We start from the raw sequence: 17766 nt of genomic DNA on the forward strand, positions 1-17766 counted from the left end.
GAGCCGGACTCCTGGTTGACTCGCCGGCAAGCTCCTGGGGCCAGGACCCGCCGCGGGGCGCTTGCCCCCGCTCAAGCGGCGCCGCGTGTGCGGTAGTCCGCACCCAGGCGCCGGACCGTGGTCTCCTCCTCGGTCAGGTCCAGTCCCCCGGCCGTCGTGAGGGTGGAGACCTGCGCCAGGACGGCCTTCGAGACCGCCTCGGGCCGCCCGGCGTTGAAGGGGGGCTCCGGCGCGTACTCGAGCACGAGCTGGATGGCCTGGGCGACGACGGGGCCCGCCAGCTCCGCCGCGAGCGTCAGTCCGAAGTCGATGCCCGCCGTGACGCCTCCGCCCGTCACCAGCCGGCCGTCGCGCACCACGCGGCCCGCGTCCGGAATGGCGCCGAAGAGCGACAACTGGTCGCGGAAGCCCCAGTGGCACGCCGCGCGTTTTCCCTCCAGCAGTCCGGCCGCTCCAAGGATCAGCGAGCCCGTGCACACCGACGTGACGAAGCGGGCCGTGGCCGCCAGACGCTGGATCGCCGCCATGAAGACCGGGTCCTGCATCGGGCGCGACGCGGGTCCTCCCGGTACACACAGCACGTCACACCGCTCCAGATCCTCCAGCCGGGCCAGGGGGTCGAGCCGCAACGCGCCCTCGGTGACGGGCTGCCCTCCCACCGTGGCGAAGACCTGCTTCACACCGGGGAGCAGCGAGAACACCGCCTGCGGTCCCATGAAGTCGAGGTACGACACGCCCGGGTACAGCGGAAAGACAATGACGAGAGATGAGGCCATGGTTTGGCTCCGTGTCTGGGTTTGACGGTGGCACTCTCCGCCTTCAGACTCGTGGCGGAAAGGACGTAGTTCCCTCGTTTCCCGCCATGGTCCGCGACATCGGGTTCCTCATCTTCCCCGCGTTCCAACTGCTGGACCTGACCGGTCCCATGTCCGTCTTCGAGGTGCCGTCCATCCACGGACCGGCGCCCTATCGGATGTGGCTGCTGTCCGAGCACGGCGGCCTCGTCGAGAGTTCCGCGGGCGTCCAGATGCTGGCGCGGCGGATGGACGAGGCGCCGCCGTTGGACACGCTCGTGGTCGCGGGCGGACCCGGGACCCAGGAGGCCATGGGCTCCTCCGCGCTGCTGGACTTCCTGAGGGCCTCGCGGTCCTCCTGCCGGCGCGTCGCGAGCATCTGCACGGGCGCCTTCCTGCTGGCCGCCGCGGGCCTGCTCGATGGCCGGCGCGCGACCACGCACTGGCGTCTCTCCGCCGGGCTGCAGCGGCGCTTTCCCCGCGTCCACGTCGACGCCGAACGCATCTTCATCCAGGACGGTCCCATCTGGACGGCGGCGGGGGTCAGCTCGGGCATCGATCTCTCGCTCGCGCTGCTCGAGGAGGACCTGGGCCTGGAGGTGTCGCGCACCGCGGCGAGGGACCTCGTCGTCTACCATCGCCGGCCCGGGGGCCAGTCCCAGTTCTCCACGCTGCTCGACCTGGAGCCGCCCTCGGACCGCATCCGCCTGGCGCTGAGCTTCGCCCGCGAGCACCTGCATGAGCCCTTGAATGTCGAGCGGCTCGCCCGGGTGGCGTGTCTGAGTCCCCGTCAATTCGGGCGGGCGTTCCTCGCGGAGACGGGACAGACACCGGCCAAGGCGATCGAGCAGCTGCGCGCCGAGGCGGCCCGGTTGCGCATCGAGACCAGCGCCGAGCCCATCGAGCAGGTGGCGCGGGCCGTGGGCTTCTCGGACCCCGAGCGCATGCGCCGGGCCTTCTTGCGTGTGTTCGGCCAGCCTCCCCAGGCGCTCCGGCGCGCGGCGCGCACTCTGGATGGGGCGCCGTCCTCAGGGCCGCAGAACGACAGGTAGACGTTCGTACCGGTGCCACAGGGGGAGGCTCTGGAGCTTGAGTTCCCCGGCGGGGACAGCCAGGCGCATGTTGGGAAATCGCTCGAACAGGGTCTTGAGCGCGACCCGTGTCTCCATCCGGGCGAGTGCGGCACCCAGGCAGTGATGGGGCCCATGTCCGAACCCCAGTTGCTTCTTGGGCGGCCGCCGGATGTCGAAGACCTCGGGGTTGGCGAACACCGCGGGGTCCCGGTTCGCGGCGCCCAGAATCGGAATCACGGGTGCGCCCTTCGGGATGCGGACCCCGCGTATCTCGATGTCCTCCACCGCGTAGTTGGGCTTCGTGCCATGAACCGGCCCCGCGTACCGCAGGATCTCCTCTACAGCCGGGTCGAGGAGCGTCGTGTCGCCCTTCAGCGCCTCGAGCTGCTCGGGGTGCTGCAACAGGGTCAGCACGGCGTTGGTGATGAGATGCACCGTGGTCTCATAACCCGCGACGATCAGCAGGATGGCCATGCTGACCAGCTCTTCACGGGAGAGCTTCTCGCCATCCGTCTCCGCTTGAATCAGCCCGGTGAGGATGTCGTCTCGCGGGTCCGAGCGCTTGCGCTCGATGAGCTCCTCGACGAGGGCGACCGTCCGGGGCATGTCGAAGAGCAGCGTGCGAAGGATCGCCCATCCATTGAACCCCTCCGAAAGCGCGCGCAGCCCCGACCTGAATTTCGGCATGTCCGCCTCGTCGACGCCCAGCATCTCGCGGATCACGGTCACCGGAATCGGGAGGCTGTAGGCCTGAATGAGATCCACGGTGTTCCGCCGCTCGGCCTCGTCGAGCAGCTCGTGGGTCAAGGCCTCGATGCGCTCGGACAGCTTGCCCAGGGCCCTGGGGGTGAACGCCTTGGCGACCAGGGTCCGTTGCCGGCGGTGCACCGGGTCGTCATTCGTGATCATGCTCGAGATCATCGGCGTGAGCCCCTTGGGCAGAGGGAGTGGGAGCCGCCCGCCTCCTGTCGCGGTCGTCCGGTTGCGCACGAGGCGAGGGTCCCTGAGCGCACTGACGCAGTCGTCGTAACCGGCCAGGAAGAACACGCGCAGGACGCTGAGCCGCCCCTGACAGACGGGCGCCTCTTCGTGCATCCAACGGTAGTAGCGGAACTTGTCTTCGATGAACTGCCGCGACGTCACATTCACGGAGAGGCGCGGGACCTCGTGGGTGGCTCGGCGACTCATCGTTCTTCTCCAGGTTCACGGGTGGTATGCGTCCGACGCCGAATGGGGCCAATCCGGTCCGGTCAGGTGGAGGGCGCGTGCTCCGCCAGCACGCGGTCCAGCGCCTCCGCCTCCCGGCGCAGCTCCGGGTCCGCGTCCCCCAGCACCTTCGCCACGTGGGCGCGCGCGCGGGCCGGGTCCGTCTTCGCCAGGGCCATGGCCTGGTAGAGGTTCGCGCGGGGGTGGCCGGGATGCGCGGCCAGCACGGGGGCCAGCACCTGCTCCGCCCGTGCGTCCTCGCCCCGCTCCAGCAGTGACATGGCCAGCTCGCAGGCCGGTTCCGGCTCGGACGGCGCCCGGGCATGCGCGAACTCCAGCAGCTCCACCGCCCGGGTTCGCTCTCCGGCCAGATCCAACGCGAGCGCCAGCCCGTGCATCACCTTCACGTCTCCGGGAGCCTTGTTCAGCGCCTCCTCCAGCAGCCGGCGCCCCTCTTCCACGTCTCCCGCTTCCAGCCGGGCCATTCCGTCGCGATACAGGTCCGTTCCCACCGAGCTCTCCTCGCACCACGCGGCGCGTCAATCACGGGTCCGCAACTTCCGGACGGCAAACTTCGATAATTCGAGAGGAAGCGTTCCCCCGAAGGTTCCCATGCTCGTCCGCAATTCCCCAGTCTCGCCCCGCCGCCCGGTCAACTCCACTCCGGAGACGTCCGCCGAGGCACCGTCCTCCGCCGTGGCCCAGGCGCAGACGCGTCCCGTTTCGCAGGACACGTTCACCGGCGCGGCCAGCGCGCTGCAGCGCACGGCGAAGGTGGGAGCCGCCCCCGCGGGCAACCACGGCACGCTGATGCGCGAGTACCTCACCGGTGCCCGCCCGCCCCCCGCCGATTTCGAGCAGGTCATGGGCTACAAGCCCTACGCCATCCAGACGAAGCACGGCCAGCGGATGCAGGACCCGCACGGCTCGGCCTCCGCCCCGGGGAAGATTGGCCCGGACAAGGAGTTCGACCCCGCGGCCAAGACGCACGACTATGGCTACGACCTGCTCCGCTACTACGCGAAGAAGGGCACGCCGCTCGGGCCCGAGGCGCGCAAGGCCGCCGATGCCCTCTTCCGCGAGGATCTCTTCCACTACGCCAACGACCAGAAGGGTCTGGGCAACCGCATCAAGTTCAAGGCCTGGGCGCAGATCTACGCCACCGCGGTGGAGCTGAACTCGCGCGTCCAGAACCACGGCCCTCCGTGACGCACCGCGGGTAAACCCTCCGGGCTCTTGAGAGCTCTGGACTTGCCACCTCGGACTGCTAGAGCACGGCCCCCATTTTCCAGGAGGGTCGATGCATCGGGTTGTCGGGGTCGCGGTGTTGTTGGTAGCGGGCGCTGCTTCGGCGGGCACGGTTCAAGGGCCGCTCGGCGGTGACACGACGTGGACGGTGGCGAACAGTCCCTACACGCTGACGGGTGACGTCATCGTGCCCGCCGGGGTGACGCTGACGATCGAATCTGGCGTGCAGGTCATCGCCGCCACGACGGATGCCACGAGCTCCGGCTCGGATTCCACCAGGGTGGAGCTCATCTCCCGGGGCACCCTGCGGGTGCGGGGGACCGAGGCCAGCCCCGTCACCTTCCAGGCCTCCACCTCGGGCTCGAGCCAGTGGAGTGGCGTGCGCGTGGAGTCGGGGACCGCCACCCTCACCAGTGCCGTCATCCGCGATGCCTTCACGGGCCTGCGGGTGAAGGGGAGCACCGCCTCCGCCACCATCTCCTCCAGCACCCTTCACGGCAATATCAACGGCGCCTCGGTCGAGGACGAGGGCACGCTCTCCATGGACCACACCGTCGTCCACGACAACGGGGCCGGCGGCATCGACGTTCGTGACAGCAGCACCGCCAACCTCCACTACAACACGATCGTCGCCAACGGCCCCTCCGGAGTCTACGTCTTCGGCTCCTTCTGCCGTGTCACGCTGTACAACAGCATCATCACCGACCACACCGGTCATGGGCTCTCCGCTCGCTCCGGCGGGACGATGACGCTCGCGTACAACAACCTGTGGAACAACACGCTGGGCAACTACTCCGAAATCCCCCCGGATGCCTCCAGCCGTTCGTTTCCCCCCCTCTTCGTCTCCTCCTCCAACTTCCGCCTCACCCGGTACTCGCCCGCGCGGAAGGCCGCCCTGGGTGGAACCTCGGACATAGGAGCCCTGCCCTATACGGGAGATCCGTCCCCCGTCCTCGCTGGCACCATCCATGAGGACACCACCCTCTCCGGCGCCTTGACGCTCGCGGGTGACCTCAGGGTGGCCACCGGTGCGACCCTCACGTTCGCCCCGGGCACCACCGTCACCGTCGCCAACAGCGACTTCATGAAGGGCGGAGAAGATGCTTCCCAGGTGGAGCTCTTCTCCCGGGGAACCCTGCGCGTGCTGGGCACCCGCTCCGAGCCCGTCACCTTCCGGACCGAGATCCCGGCCCCGTCCCCGGGCCTGTACAAGTGGCGAGGCCTGCGCGTGGAGTCGTCGGGGACGGCCACCATCACCGGTGCTCTCATCCGCGATGCTTACATAGGCCTGGACGTGAGGAGCGGAGATGCCGTCGACCTGTCCTCCAGCACCCTGAGCGGCAACTCCGAGGGGGTCTACGTCAGCAGCTCCAAGTCTTTCTCCATGACCCGCACCGTCGTCCATTCCAGCTACTACTCGGGCGTCAGTCTGAGCACCAGCGGCTCCGTCATCCTCGACTACAACACCATCGTCGATAACGGCCACTACGGGGTCGAAGTCTCCAGCGGCACCAGCCCTGGCGTCACGCTGCGCAACAGCATCATCACCGGCAACGGCTCTTATGGCGTCTACCGGAGCGGCGGCACGCTGACGCTCTCGCACAACGACGTGTGGGACAACTCCTCGGGCAACTACTACAACACCAGCGCGGGTCCCAATAGCCTCTCCGCCGACCCCCTTTTCGTCTCCCCCAGTCACTACCTCCTGCGCTCCATCTCGCCCTGCCGCGGCGTGAGCTCGGACAAGACGGACATTGGCGCGCTGCCCTACGAAGAGCGGGCCGTGGCCTCCGTGGAGGTCGTTCCGGACAGCGTCCGTGTGAGGGCCGCCGCGACCACGACCTTCATCGCTCGCGCCTACGACGCGGCGGGCACTCCCGTCCACGATGTGCCCTTCACCTGGAGCGCCAGGGCCGAGGCCGGCACCATTGATGACACCGGCCTGCTGACCGTCTCCTGCACTACCGGGACGGTGAGCTCGGGTGTGACGGCCACGAGCGCCCATGGCGTGAGCGGCAGTGCGACCGTCATCATCATTCCCGGACCAGCGGCCCAGGTGACCGTGACGCCCGCGGCCCCGGGCCTCGAGGCCGGTGCCTCCCAGCGCTTCACGGCGGACGTGGTGGACTCCTGCGGCAACCCCAGCAATCTCTCCCCCGACTGGAGTGCCGCTCCCGGCTCCGGAACCATCTCCTCCACGGGCCAGTACACCGCTCCCTGCACGCCGGGCAGCTACCCCCGGGCGGTCACGGCGCGCGCGGGCTCCGTGATGGGCACCGCGGACGTGTCCGTCTCCACGGGCCCGCTCTCCCGGCTCGTCCTCTTGCCCGAGTCTCCCCGCCTCGAGCAGGGGGCAGAGCAGGCCTTCACCGCCGTGCCCACGGACAGCTGCGGCAACACCCGGACGGACTCCATCTCCTGGCGGCTCGCCAACGGGGGCGGAACGCTCGACTCCACGACCGGCGTCTTCACCGCCGGGACGGTGCCGGGCTTCTACGCCAACACCATCGAGGCCTCCGTGGGCTCCACGGTGGCCCAGACGAGCGTGACGGTGCTGGGCGGTCCGATCGTCTCGCTGGAACTCTCCCCGAACCCCGCCACGGTGGGGCCCTCGGGGAAGGTGACCTTCACCGCCACCGCGCGGGATGCGTCCGGCTACCCGGTTCCCGCCAGCACCTCGTGGGAGATCCTCGAAGGGGGTGGCACCATCGACGCCTCGGGCGTCTTCACCGCGGGCACCGTGGCCGGGACCTATGCGAACACCGTGCGCGCCATCGCGGACGGCGTCTCGGCTACCGCCACCGTCATCGTCGAGCCCGGGCCCGCGGAGCGGATCGAACTGAGCCCCTCCACCGTCAGGCTCGCCCCGGGAGGTACGGTGCGTTTCAGCGCACGGGTGGTGGATGCCCATGGCAACGTCCGGACGGACACGGTCTCCTGGCGCCTGGGGTCCTCGCTCGCCGGGACGCTCGGCGCCTCGCCGGGTGACTTCACCGCGAGCACCCGGGCGGGGAGCTACCCGGCCGCCATCGTCGCCGAGTCGGGCGGACTCAGCGCCTCGGCCTCCGTTGTCATCCAGCCCGGAGCGTTGGCCCGGCTGCTGCTGAGCCCCACCTCCGCCTCGCTCCAGGTGCGCGAGTCGGTGGCCTTCACCGCGCGGGGCCTGGATGCGTACGACAACGAGGTGCCGCTCACTCCGAGCTGGGAGGTCTCCGGTGGCGGCGGAACGATCGACGTCCATGGCACCTTCACCGCGGGCACCACCGCCGGCACGTACAACGACACCGTCCGGGTGAGTGCCGAGGGCATGAGTGCCTCGGCCAGCGTGGTGGTGAGGCCGGGCCCCGTGGTGGGCGTGAGCCTCACTCCAACGAACCCCACGCTGCGTCCACTCGGCACGCAGCAGTTCTCCGCGAGGGCCTGGGATGCCTTCGGCAATCAGTGGGCGGCCTCCGAGCCCACCTGGTCGGCCGCGCCCTGGGCCGGAACCATCACGCCCACGGGCCTGTTCACCGCCGGAAGCTCGACGGGGGTCTTCGGTGATGCGGTGTCCGTCAGGATCGAGGGCGGAGTGGGCGCCGCCACGTCGGTGACGATCCTCTCTCCGGACGGACCGGACGCGGGCACGGGTAACGGGCCGGACGCGGGTGTGAATCCCCAGCCTCAGGAGCCCTCCGCCCAGGGCTGTGGCTGCTCGGGCCTGGGCGATGCCTCGGCGCCGATGATGGTCCTGCTGCTGCTGGCGCTGGCCGCCCCCCGGCGCCGGAGCGCGCGAGCCTGAAGTCCACGAGGCCCTGGAGTTTCACGGACCTCCGTTGAAACTCCAGGGCCTTGGTTTTCCCCTGGAGCCTCCCCCGCGTGCCGTTGGAGGATCTCCGGATGAGGAATCTGGACCGGGCCCTGGACTTCCCCGCGACGCGACGCGATCCGGAGAGTGGCTACACGCTGCATGGCAGCCGGTTCGACGATCCCTACGCCTGGCTGGAGCGGCTCGACGCTCCGGAGACCCAGGCGTGGATCGCCGCGCAGGAAGCCGTCACACACTCCGTGCTGCGAGCGGTACCGGAACGCGATGCGCTGCGTGCATCGGTCGCTCGCTCCGCGCGTCATGCCCGGCTCTCGCCGCCGATTCCCGCCGGGCCGCACGGACGCGAGTTCCTCTGGCGGGCGGACGCCAGCGACGACAAGCTCAAGCTCATGCTCCGGCGCCGTGAGGGCGCGCCGCTCGAGACGGTGCTCGACCCCAACACGTGGGCGAGCAACGAGGCCCTGGTGTTCGCCGCGCCATCACCCGACGGGGCCCTGGTCGCGTTCGGCAAGGCCGTGGGCAGCACCCATGACGCGGTCATCCACGTGCTCGACGTCGAGACGGGGCGGCTGCTTCCCGACCGGCCTCGCGGGACGAGCCACTCGTCCCTGGCCTGGCGGCCCGACTCCTCCGGGTTCTTCTATGCGGCGTGTCCCGAACCGGGCGAGGTGCCCCCGGGCGACGAGGCGCATTGGAACGCCATCTACGAGCACCGGCTCGGATCGGGCACGCCGGCCCGCCGCGTCTTCGGCGACGACCAGGTGAAGGAGTACTGGTGCTCCGTCAAGGTCAGCGAGTGCCGCCGCTTCGCCGTGCTCTCCAAGTGGGACTACGTGCACGCCAACGCCGTCTACCTCCTGCGCCTCGCCGATGATGCGCTCGTGCCGGTGGCTCCCTCCATGCGCTCGCTCAACCAGGTGCAGGTGATCGGCGACTCGTTGCTCGTCCACACCGACCTCGATGCGCCACGCGGCCGTCTCTGCGTCGCACCGCTGTCGGCACCGGCGGAGTGGCGGACGCTCATCCCCGAGGGCCCGGACACACTGCAGACGGTCGCTGGCGCCGGCGGCCGGCTCTACGCCGTCTACTCGCGGGCGGCGTCGCATCACGTGCGCATCCACTCCGAGGACGGCACTTGGCTCCGTGACCTCGTGCTGCCAGCCCTCGGCTCCGTGAATCGCAACGAGGGGGACGGCATCGTCAGCGGCATCAGCGGTGCCTGGAGTGGCGACGAGGTGTGGGTGAACTTCATGTCGTACGTGCAGGCACCCTCGGTCTATCGGTACGACTACGCGGCGGACCGCCTGGTGCCGTACCACGTCCCCGACGTCGGGCTCGATGCGTCCGAGTATGTGACGGACCAGGTCTGGTACGAGTCGCTCGACGGGACGCGGGTGTCGATGTTCATCATCCACCGTAAGGACCTGCAGCGCGACGGTCGCCAGCCCGTGCGTCTGAGCGGCTACGGGGGCTTCAACATCCCGGTGGAGCCGCGCTTCACGGCGCTCCATGCCGCGTGGCTGAAGCTGGGTGGGGTGCTCGCCTTCGCCAACGTGCGCGGTGGCGGCGAATACGGCCGCGCCTGGCACGAGGCGGCCATCAAGACGCGGCGGCAGAACGCCTTCGACGACTACATCGCGGCGGCGCGCTGGCTCGTCTCGGCGGGCTACACGACGCCCTCCCGGCTCGCCTCGCGCGGCAACAGCAACGGGGGGCTGCTCGTCGCCGTCACCGCCCTGCAAGCGCCCGAAGCCTTCGGCGCCGTCTTCTGCCGCGCGCCCACCCTCGACATGCTGCGCTTTCCGAGGTTCGGCTTCCTGAGCTCGGCGACCGTCGAATACGGCTCGCCCGAGGATCCGCTGGAGGGCCCGTATCTCGCCGGGTACTCGCCCTATCACAACGTCCGAGCCGATCGCCGTTACCCCGTGATGACCTTCGTCCCGGCGTTGAACGACCGGACCGCGCCACCGCATGATCCGCTCAAGATGGTTGCCAGGCTCCAGGCGGAAGGCACGGGAGGCGGTCCCTATTTCCTGCTGCCGCTCCGGGACTCGGGACACGGCGGCGGCACCACGCTGCCGGCGCTCATCGAACAGGACGTCGACGAGCTGTGCTTCTACTGCCAGGCGCTCGACGTCACACCCGCTCGCGCTGCTCGAGGCACCGCGCATGCGTCCAGGTGATGACCTTCAGCGTGAGGTCTGCCCGCTCTCCTTCGCCTTCTCATCGCGACGCTTGTACTTCGGCTTGCGCACCTCGGCGGGGTCGGGCGGCTGGGTGTGCGCGCACTCCAGGAGGGAGGGCGGATCGAAGCAGTCGATCCGGAAGTCGTTCTTCTCGCACCGGCCGCGAGGAGTCGCCGCGCACTTCACCTCCGTGCGGTTGCTCTTGCAGTCATAGCCGCACGCGATGGCCGTCGAGGCCGTGAGGCAGGCAGGCGGTGGCGTCTCCGCGCCCAGCTCGTGGATGGTGGTCTCCAGCGGGTCCCAGCATTTCAGCTCGCCGAAGTGCTCCCGGCATACGCCATAGGGTGTCCGCGCACAGGCGATCTTCCCCTGCGCCACGAGGCAGTTGAAGCCACAGGCCACCTCGTTGCCGAGCGCCTTGCACTCGGGGCGCAGGCCCTCGTCGGGCGGGTGGTGGATGGCCGCGAGCGTCGGGTCGAAGCAGTACACCTCGCCATTGAACATGCCGCACGTCCCATAGGGGGTGCTGGCGCAGCGCACGTCGTCGGTGCTCCTCTGACAGGAGTAGCCACAGGCCGTCTTGTCGTTGACGTACTGGCACGTGACGGGAGGAATCGCCGGCGTGCTGGCGAGCAGGGTGATGCCGAGAAGCGTGAGGAGCATGGAGGGCACCCGGGATGCAAGAGACGAAACCCCGACGTCAGCGGGGTCCGTTTATTCAATCCCCGGGTGCCCTTCGTGGATTCAGCGCGAGGGCCGCTCGATGCGGCCGTCCGCGTGGCGGGCGAAGCGCCCCTCTTCACGCGGGTGGACCGGGTCGTTGGACTTCCAGGGCCAGCCACCGAAGCCCGTGCGCTGGTAGTCGTTGAAGGCCTGCTGAATTTCCGCGCGGCTGTTCATCACGAACGGGCCGTACTGCACCACCGGCTGCCCGATGGGGCGCCCCTGCAGCATCAGCACCTCGCACGCGCTGCCCACGGCCTCGAGGCGCACCGCCGCGTCGCTGTGGACCACGAGGGCCTGGTGTGCGCGGATGTCGTGGTCCGCCACCTTGAGCGCGTCGCCCTCGAAGAAGTAGAGCGTGCGGACGGCACGCGGATTCGCCGCGGGCGGCAGCGTCCACACCGCACCCGCCTCCAGGCGGATGGTCCAGATGGCCACGTCCGTGTCGGGGCGCGAGGCCCACGAGCGGGGCGGAGGCGGTGGCGCGCGACGGCCCTCCAGCTGCCCCGCGGCCACGGTGACCTCGGTGCGGCGGCCGGCCTCGTCCGTGAAGGACACGTGGGGGATGTCCTGGCCCCAGAGCATCGCGAAGTGCGGCGGCGCGAGCTTGTCCTCGGCGGGCAGGTTGAGCCAGATCTGGAACAGCTCGGTCGGGTTGGGGCGGCTCGCGTCCACGAGCGGGAACATCTCCGAGTGCACGACGCCCGCGCCCGCGGTCAGCCACTGCACGTCGCCGTGGCCGAAGCGCGCCGCGGCGCCCAGCGAGTCCGAGTGGTCGATGAGGCCCTTGCGCACCAGCGTCACCGTCTCGAAGCCCCGGTGGGGGTGCCCCGGGAAGCCGGGGACGGCCTCACCGTGGTACATGTTCCAGCCGTCCTTGCCGTCGAAGTCCTGGCCGATGTTGCGGCCCGTGAGCGAGGCCTGGGGCCCGAGGTGCTCGTTGCCGGCGGGGTACGCGTCGTTGTGGTGCACGCAGAACAGGAAGGGATCCGCGGTCACCCAGGGGAAGCCCAGCGGACGGGTCTCGATGAGGGGGCTCTTCATGATGGCTCCAGAGGTAACGCGCTCGCCGCTATGCCGCACGCAGGGTGAGCACCGTCACCTCTGCGGGGATGCCCATGCGGAAGGGGAACCAGTGCCCCGTCCCGCTGGAGACGTACAGGTGTGAGCCGCCCCGGCGGTAGCGGCCGAGCATGTGCTCGAAGGCGAAGCTGAAGAGCGGGATGCGCCAGAAGCCCACCTGTCCTCCGTGGGTGTGGCCGGCCAGCGTCAGCCGCGCGCCGCGCTCGGCGGCCAGCGGGAAGAAGTCCGGATGGTGGGTGAGGCAGAGCACCGTCTCGTCCGGGCCCACGCCCGCCCAGGCCTTCTCGGCCGAGGCGCGCATCTTCTCCAGCCGTTGCTCGCGGGGCAGCCGGTGCCGGCCTCGCTCGCCCATGGGGTAGTCCACGCCCACCACGCGCAGGGGCTGCCCGCGGTGCACGAGGACTTCATTCTGGTCCACCAGCAGCCGCAGGCGGCCCCGGGGCGCGGCACGCTCGTAGCCCGCGAGCACCTCGTGCAACCCGCGCCACTTCTCGTGGTTGCCCAGGATGGCGAGCATCCCGTGGGGCGCCTTGCATGCTTGCAGGGCCTCCAGGGTCGCGTCCAGCTGGGTGAGGTCGTCGATGAGGTCGCCTGTCATCACCTGCAGGTCCACCCCGGCCGCGTCCAGGGCCTGGACCGCGCCGCGCACGTGCTCCACGTCGATGAACTCGCCCACGTGCACGTCGGTGAGCTGGCCGATGCGGAAACCGTCGAGCGCCGGGGGCAACCCGGGCAGCCGCACCTCCTCGTGCCGCACCTCGAAGCCGCTCATCCCCGCCACGGTGCCGCTGGTGCCCAGGGTGGCCGCCACCGCCGGCAACGCGAGGCCATGCATGAACTCGCGCCGGCCGGGATCGGCCAGTGCTGGAGCGGGAGTGGGGCGCAGCCGCGCGTGTGCCACACCGGCCAGCCGCAGCAGGCCTCCCACCACCAGGGACACCAGCGCCGCCACGGACCACGCCGTGAGCGCCCCTCGTGTCACCGTACCCAGCACTCCAGGGCCAGCCCGTGCGGCCTGCGCGCCCAGGAAGGCCAGGTGCACGAGTGCGGTGACGGCCCAGAACACCACGGTCCCGCGGCGGGTGCGCAGGGCGGGCCACAGACCGCGCAGCACGAGGAACGCGAGCGCCGTGAGCAGCCCGGAGAGGAACACCAGACCCAACGCCCTGTTCATTCTTCGTTTCCTTCCGGCAGCGCCTGCAGGTCCCGGGTGAGACGCTTGAGGGCGTCCCGCAGCTCCACCGCCTGCTCGGGCGGAAGCCGGAGCTTGCAGATCATCTCGACGGGAACGGACGCCGCGCGGGTGCGCAGCTTCTGCCCGGCGGGCGTGAGCTCGACCAGCACCCGGCGCTCGTCCTCGGGGGCACGCCGGCGGGCCACGATGCCGTTGGCCTCCAGCCGCTTGAGCAGCGGCGTGAGCGTGCCGGAGTCGAGCCCCAATGCCTCGCCCAACTCACCCACCGTGCGCGGCGAGCGCTCCCAGAGTGCCAGCAGCACCAGGTACTGAGGGTAGGTGATTCCCAACGGCTCGAGCAGCGGCCGGTACAGACGGGTGATCAGATTGCTCGCCGAATACACGGCGAAGCAGAGCTGATTGTCCAGCCGGCAGAGCTCCGCCAGTTCCTCCGCGCGTACGGCCCCGACCTTTTTCTTCTCAGCCATGCTGCCTCTCGGACCTGATGCGCTTCTCGTAGTGCGCCATTATATGGGGTGCAATGGAATCGCGCGTCTTTCTACCCGCCCCCCTGGTCTCCATGCGAGGGACACTCCCATGCCGGTAACCGTCCCTCTCTCCGTCCTTGATCTCTCGCCCATCGTCGAAGGGGGCGACGCCGGCCGGGCGCTGCGCAACACGCTCGATCTCGCCCGGCACGCCGAGCGGCTGGGCTATCGACGCTACTGGCTGGCCGAGCACCACAACATGGCCGGCGTGGCGAGCGCCGCCACCTCGGTCGTCATCGGCTACGTGGCCGGTGGCACTTCGACGATCCGCGTCGGCGCCGGAGGCATCATGTTGCCGAACCATGCGCCGCTGGTGATCGCCGAGCAGTTCGGCACGCTGGAGTCGCTCTATCCCGGACGCATCGAGCTGGGGCTGGGGCGCGCTCCGGGCACCGACACCGTCACCTCCCACGCGCTCCGGCGGACCCTGGCCGGCGACGTCGACTCCTTCCCCCAGGATGTCGTCGAGCTGATGAACTACTTCCGTCCCGCCGAGCCCGGCCAGCGGGTCCGGGCCGTGCCCGGCGCGGGCTTGAACGTCCCCCTCTGGATCCTCGGCTCCAGCCTCTTCGGCGCGCAGCTCGCCGCGGCGTTGGGTCTCCCATACGCCTTCGCCTCGCACTTCGCGCCGGGCCACATGATGCAGGCCATCGACGTCTACCGCAGCCGCTTCCGTCCCTCGGAGCAGCTCGAGCGTCCCTACGTCATGCTGGGCCTCAACGTCTTCGCGGCCGATACCGACGAGGAGGGCCGCCGGTTGATGTCCTCCATCCAGCAGGCCTTCCTCAACCTGCGCCGCGGCCAGCCGGGTCCCCTGCAGCCTCCAGTCGGCCACTTCGAGGAGGGGCTGCACCCCATGGAGCGGGCGGGCCTCGAACAGGCGCTGTCCTGCTCCGTCGTGGGCTCTCCCGAGAGCGTGCGCCGGGGACTGGCGGACTTCATCTCCCGCACCGGCGCCGACGAGCTCATGGTGACGTCCCAGATCTTCGACCACGCCGCGCGCCTGCGCTCGTACGAGATCACCGCCGAGGCCCGCGACCTGCTCGCCCGCGCGAGCTGAAGCTCTTTCCCAACGGATGCGACGAGGCCGGGCCCGCCCCCGGCCTCTTTCTTGGGCCAAATTATATTGCGCGCAATTTGATTGTGACCTATCTAATTCCCCGCGACCCAACGACGTCGGCACCTCAAGGAGATGCACATGAGCACCAGCCCCACGATTCTCGAGAAGCGCCTCTACACCGCGACGGCCACCGCTACGGCGGGGCGTGACGGCCGGGTGAAGAGCGACGATGGCCACCTGGATGTCGCTGTTGTTCCGCCGCGCGCGCTCGGTGGCAGCGGTGCCGGAACCAACCCCGAGCAGCTCTTCGCGGGTGGCTACGCGGCGTGCTTCGGCAGCGCCCTCGGGCACGTGGCCCGCGCGCAGAAGATCACCACGGGGCCGGTCTCCATCACGGCGAACGTGACCATCGGGCCCGTGGGCAAGGGCTTCGGCCTGGCCGTGGAGCTCATCGCGTCCATCCCCGAGCTGCCGCGCGATCAGGCCGAGGCGCTGCTGCGCGCCGCCCACGAGGTGTGCCCGTACTCCAACGCCACGCGCGGCAACATCGTCGTGGACCTGCGCCTCGCCTGAGCGGGGCCGGGTGACGTGGGCCTGTCACACGGGCCCGCGTCTTCCCCGCGGCCACGCGGCCGGTTCAGACCTTGATGACGACCTTGCCGAAGTGGGCGCCGTCCTGGAGGTAGCGCAGGGCCTCGCGCGCCTGCTCGAAGGGGAATGTCCGGTCGATGACGGGCTTCAGCTCGTGCTGGGTGATGGCCCGGTTCATGTCCTCGAACATGGCGCGGCTGCCCACGTAGATTTGATGGAAGTGGACCTGCTTGGAGCCGGTGAGGGCCGGGTCGGGCTTGCCGAAGGCTCCGCTGAGCAGGCCGATGAGGTGGATGTGCCCGCCGGACGCCACGGCGCGGACGGACTTCGGGAGCGTCTGCTCGCCGCCCACCTCGATGACGTGCTCCACGCCCTTGCCGCCGGTCAACTCGAGGACCTTCGCCTCCCAGTCCGGCGTCTTCTTGTAGTTGATGAGGCTGTCCGCGCCGAGCGCCCGCGCGCGCTCCAGCTTTTCGTCCTGGCTGGAGGTGATGATGGCGCGAGCGCCCAGTATGCGGGCGAACTGGAGCGCGAAGATGGAGACGCCGCCCGTGCCCTGGGCCAGCACCGTCTGGCCCGCCTGGAGCTTGCCCTGGGCCACCAGCGCGTTCCACACCGTGACGGCCGCGCAGGGCAGGGTGGAGCCCTCCTCGAAGCTGTAGCCCTCCGGCAGGTGCACGAGCGCCTCCGCGTCCACGGTGACGTACTCGGCCAGCACGCCGTCGTTCTCCCCCGCGCCGAGCGCCCGGAGCTGGCCCCGGTTCGCCTCGCCGTCCGTCCAGTTCTGGAAGAAGGTGGGGGCCACGCGGTCGCCGGGCTTCACGCGGGTGACGCCCGTGCCCACCGCCACCACCTCGCCAGCTCCGTCCGACACGGGGAGGATGGGACGCGGGGAGGGCTGCATGTAGCCGCCCTTGGCGACCATCAGGTCCCGGTAGTTCAGCGACACCGCCCGGATGCGCACCAGCGCCTGGCCGGGGCCGGGCTTGGGCTCGGGCCGTTCCACCTGGACCCAGGCCTCGGGGCCGCCCGTCTTGTGCAACTCATACGCCTTCATGGGGAATGACTCCTCCTGTGACGTGGATGATGTGCCGCACGTCCTAACGAGGGCCGTTGGCCATCTCCACCCCATCCTTCGGGCGGGAGTCAGATGGTGGGCAGCAGCACGCGGAAGCACGTGCCCTTGCCCACGGTGCTTTCCACGGTGAGCTCGCCCCCCATCGCGATGACGATGCTGTGGCAGATGGCCAGCCCCAGGCCCGTTCCCACGCCCGCGGGCCGGGTGGTGAAGAAGGGCTCGAAGATGCGCTTCAGGTTCTCGGGCGTGATGCCGTGGCCGGTGTCGCGGATCTCGATGAGCACCTTGCCCGCCTCGGCGCGCACGAGCGCCTCCACGGTGTTCTCCTTGGGGTTGCCCTCGGGGATGGCCTGGGCCGCGTTGAGCAGCAGGTTGAGGAACACCTGCCCCAGGCGCGACTCGCTGCCGCGCACCGGTGGCACGTCCTCCACGTGCCACACCATGCGGGCCCGGTGCTTGATCTCCGGCCTGGCCATGTTGATGGACATCTCCAGCGCCCGCCGGACATCCGCCTGTTCCTTCTCCGGGCCCGAGTCCTCGCCCCGCGCGAACAGCTTCAGGTCGCCCACCACATTGCGGATGCGCGTGGTGCCCTGCCTCGCCTCCTCGATGGCCTCCGCGCACTCCTCCAGCCTGGCCGCCAGGGGAGCGAGCTCGGGTTTGCTGGCCAACGCCTGCCGCACCTCGGCCAGCCCTTCCTCGATGAAGTGGAGGTTGGAGGAGATGTAGCCCAGGGGGTTGTTCACCTCGTGCGCCACGCCCGCGGCCAACGTCCCCAGGGCCGCCAGCCGGTCCGCCTGGAGCAGGCTCAGCTCGAGCGTCTTGTGCCGGGTGATGTCGCGGACCAGGAAGGCCACGCCCGGACGGCCTGGCACCAGCATCGCATCGGCGCAGAACCACCGGCGTCCGCTCGCCACCTCCACCGAGTACTCGAAGCGCTCGGGCTCCCCCCGGGCCAGCACACGCTGGATGCTCTCCAGGGTCAGCGCGGCGGTCTGGGGATCCATCGCCTCGGAGATGTGGCGTCCCTTGATGGCCTCCCGGGGAAGCACCAGCAGCGCGTCGTTCTTGGTCCACACCGAGAGGAAGTGGCCACCCGCGTCGAACTCGAAGACGAGGCCGTCGGTGAGGTCGAGCACCACATACAGCAACTCCTCGATGGATTCCTTGGACTGGGGCACCGCGTCACCGGGG

15 protein-coding genes are annotated in these 17766 nt (G+C 69.9%); 6 read left to right on the forward strand and 9 right to left on the reverse strand.

Translation table 11 applies throughout. The annotated features are described in order from the left end of the window. Window positions 1-71 precede the first annotated feature (71 nt). Entirely contained in the window at window positions 72-776 is a 705-nt protein-coding gene (locus BO221_RS02525; protein WP_073558704.1) for a DJ-1/PfpI family protein, read from the reverse strand. Window positions 777-862: 86 nt separating this feature from the next. Between BO221_RS02525 and BO221_RS02530 the strand changes: the two genes are divergently transcribed. Continuing rightward, a complete protein-coding gene (locus BO221_RS02530) occupies window positions 863-1846 on the forward strand; it encodes a GlxA family transcriptional regulator (RefSeq protein ID WP_073558705.1) in 984 nt (327 codons plus the stop codon). Here the strand turns inward: BO221_RS02530 and BO221_RS02535 are convergent. Together BO221_RS02535 and BO221_RS02540 are read right to left on the reverse strand one after the other, a co-directional pair. Continuing rightward, on the reverse strand, window positions 1823-3055 hold the full coding sequence (locus tag BO221_RS02535) for a cytochrome P450 (RefSeq protein WP_073558706.1): 1233 nt from the start codon (window positions 3053-3055) through the stop codon (window positions 1823-1825). The two genes, BO221_RS02530 and BO221_RS02535, sit on opposite strands and share 24 nt — an antisense overlap. A gap of 62 nt (window positions 3056-3117) precedes the next feature. Continuing rightward, window positions 3118-3585 carry a M48 family metallopeptidase gene (locus BO221_RS02540; RefSeq protein ID WP_198956049.1) on the reverse strand — a complete coding sequence of 156 codons (468 nt, stop codon included), beginning with the start codon at window positions 3583-3585 and terminating at the stop codon, window positions 3118-3120. A 100-nt stretch (window positions 3586-3685) separates the two neighbouring features. On the opposite strand from BO221_RS02540, the gene BO221_RS02545 reads away from it, so the two are divergent. From BO221_RS02545 to BO221_RS02555, 3 genes are all read left to right on the forward strand, one after another. After that, window positions 3686-4282 (forward strand): hypothetical protein, encoded by a 597-nt coding sequence (locus tag BO221_RS02545; protein WP_073558707.1) that lies wholly within the window; start codon window positions 3686-3688, stop codon window positions 4280-4282. 91 nt (window positions 4283-4373) lie between these two features. After that, complete coding sequence (locus BO221_RS02550) at window positions 4374-8102, forward strand: right-handed parallel beta-helix repeat-containing protein (RefSeq protein WP_083680676.1); 3729 nt, start codon at window positions 4374-4376, stop codon at window positions 8100-8102. 98 nt (window positions 8103-8200) lie between these two features. Continuing rightward, entirely contained in the window at window positions 8201-10312 is a 2112-nt protein-coding gene (locus BO221_RS02555) for a prolyl oligopeptidase family protein (RefSeq protein ID WP_073558709.1), read from the forward strand. 6 nt (window positions 10313-10318) lie between these two features. Here the strand turns inward: BO221_RS02555 and BO221_RS02560 are convergent, their stop codons facing one another. The 4 genes from BO221_RS02560 to BO221_RS02575 form a co-directional block, all read right to left on the reverse strand. Beyond that, entirely contained in the window at window positions 10319-10978 is a 660-nt protein-coding gene (locus BO221_RS02560; protein ID WP_073558710.1) for a hypothetical protein, read from the reverse strand. 81 nt (window positions 10979-11059) lie between these two features. Continuing rightward, window positions 11060-12082: a pirin family protein gene (locus BO221_RS02565; protein ID WP_073558711.1), complete on the reverse strand. Its 1023-nt coding sequence runs from the start codon at window positions 12080-12082 to the stop codon at window positions 11060-11062. A gap of 28 nt (window positions 12083-12110) precedes the next feature. Next, window positions 12111-13295, reverse strand: a complete 1185-nt coding sequence (locus BO221_RS02570) for a metallophosphoesterase (RefSeq protein WP_073558712.1) — start codon at window positions 13293-13295, stop codon at window positions 12111-12113. Continuing rightward, window positions 13292-13783 (reverse strand): MarR family winged helix-turn-helix transcriptional regulator, encoded by a 492-nt coding sequence (locus BO221_RS02575; protein WP_073558713.1) that lies wholly within the window; start codon window positions 13781-13783, stop codon window positions 13292-13294. The genes BO221_RS02570 and BO221_RS02575 overlap by 4 nt, the downstream gene beginning before the upstream one ends. Window positions 13784-13892: 109 nt before the next feature. On the opposite strand from BO221_RS02575, the gene BO221_RS02580 reads away from it, so the two are divergent. Both BO221_RS02580 and BO221_RS02585 read left to right on the forward strand, forming a co-directional pair. Continuing rightward, complete coding sequence (locus BO221_RS02580; protein ID WP_073558714.1) at window positions 13893-14903, forward strand: LLM class flavin-dependent oxidoreductase; 1011 nt, start codon at window positions 13893-13895, stop codon at window positions 14901-14903. Between the two features lie 138 nt (window positions 14904-15041). After that, the gene (locus BO221_RS02585) at window positions 15042-15476 is read left to right on the forward strand and encodes an organic hydroperoxide resistance protein (protein ID WP_073558715.1); all 435 of its coding nucleotides are present in this window, start codon (window positions 15042-15044) and stop codon (window positions 15474-15476) included. Between the two features lie 64 nt (window positions 15477-15540). Here the strand turns inward: BO221_RS02585 and BO221_RS02590 are convergent, their stop codons facing one another. Then, window positions 15541-16551 (reverse strand): NAD(P)-dependent alcohol dehydrogenase, encoded by a 1011-nt coding sequence (locus tag BO221_RS02590; RefSeq protein ID WP_073558716.1) that lies wholly within the window; start codon window positions 16549-16551, stop codon window positions 15541-15543. Between the two features lie 89 nt (window positions 16552-16640). After that, window positions 16641-17753 (reverse strand): sensor histidine kinase, encoded by a 1113-nt coding sequence (locus BO221_RS02595; RefSeq protein WP_073558717.1) that lies wholly within the window; start codon window positions 17751-17753, stop codon window positions 16641-16643. Window positions 17754-17766 lie beyond the last annotated feature (13 nt).

The sequence above is a fragment of the Archangium sp. Cb G35 genome (assembly GCF_001896145.1).
Lineage (GTDB): Bacteria > Myxococcota > Myxococcia > Myxococcales > Myxococcaceae > Archangium > Archangium violaceum.

Bases quoted from the DNA above. Each gene is read 5' to 3' on its own strand.
- BO221_RS02570 (WP_073558712.1), bottom strand. From the start codon at position 13,295: ATGAACAGGGCGTTGGGTCTGGTGTTCCTCTCCGGGCTGCTCACGGCG.
- BO221_RS02580 (WP_073558714.1), top strand. From the start codon at position 13,893: ATGCCGGTAACCGTCCCTCTCTCCGTCCTTGATCTCTCGCCCATCGTC.
- BO221_RS02525 (WP_073558704.1), bottom strand. From the start codon at position 776: ATGGCCTCATCTCTCGTCATTGTCTTTCCGCTGTACCCGGGCGTGTCG.
- BO221_RS02585 (WP_073558715.1), top strand. From the start codon at position 15,042: ATGAGCACCAGCCCCACGATTCTCGAGAAGCGCCTCTACACCGCGACG.
- BO221_RS02565 (WP_073558711.1), bottom strand. From the start codon at position 12,082: ATGAAGAGCCCCCTCATCGAGACCCGTCCGCTGGGCTTCCCCTGGGTG.
- BO221_RS02560 (WP_073558710.1), bottom strand. From the start codon at position 10,978: ATGCTCCTCACGCTTCTCGGCATCACCCTGCTCGCCAGCACGCCGGCG.
- BO221_RS02555 (WP_073558709.1), top strand. From the start codon at position 8,201: ATGAGGAATCTGGACCGGGCCCTGGACTTCCCCGCGACGCGACGCGAT.
- BO221_RS02530 (WP_073558705.1), top strand. From the start codon at position 863: ATGGTCCGCGACATCGGGTTCCTCATCTTCCCCGCGTTCCAACTGCTG.
- BO221_RS02535 (WP_073558706.1), bottom strand. From the start codon at position 3,055: ATGAGTCGCCGAGCCACCCACGAGGTCCCGCGCCTCTCCGTGAATGTG.
- BO221_RS02550 (WP_083680676.1), top strand. From the start codon at position 4,374: ATGCATCGGGTTGTCGGGGTCGCGGTGTTGTTGGTAGCGGGCGCTGCT.
- BO221_RS02545 (WP_073558707.1), top strand. From the start codon at position 3,686: ATGCTCGTCCGCAATTCCCCAGTCTCGCCCCGCCGCCCGGTCAACTCC.
- BO221_RS02575 (WP_073558713.1), bottom strand. From the start codon at position 13,783: ATGGCTGAGAAGAAAAAGGTCGGGGCCGTACGCGCGGAGGAACTGGCG.
- BO221_RS02590 (WP_073558716.1), bottom strand. From the start codon at position 16,551: ATGAAGGCGTATGAGTTGCACAAGACGGGCGGCCCCGAGGCCTGGGTC.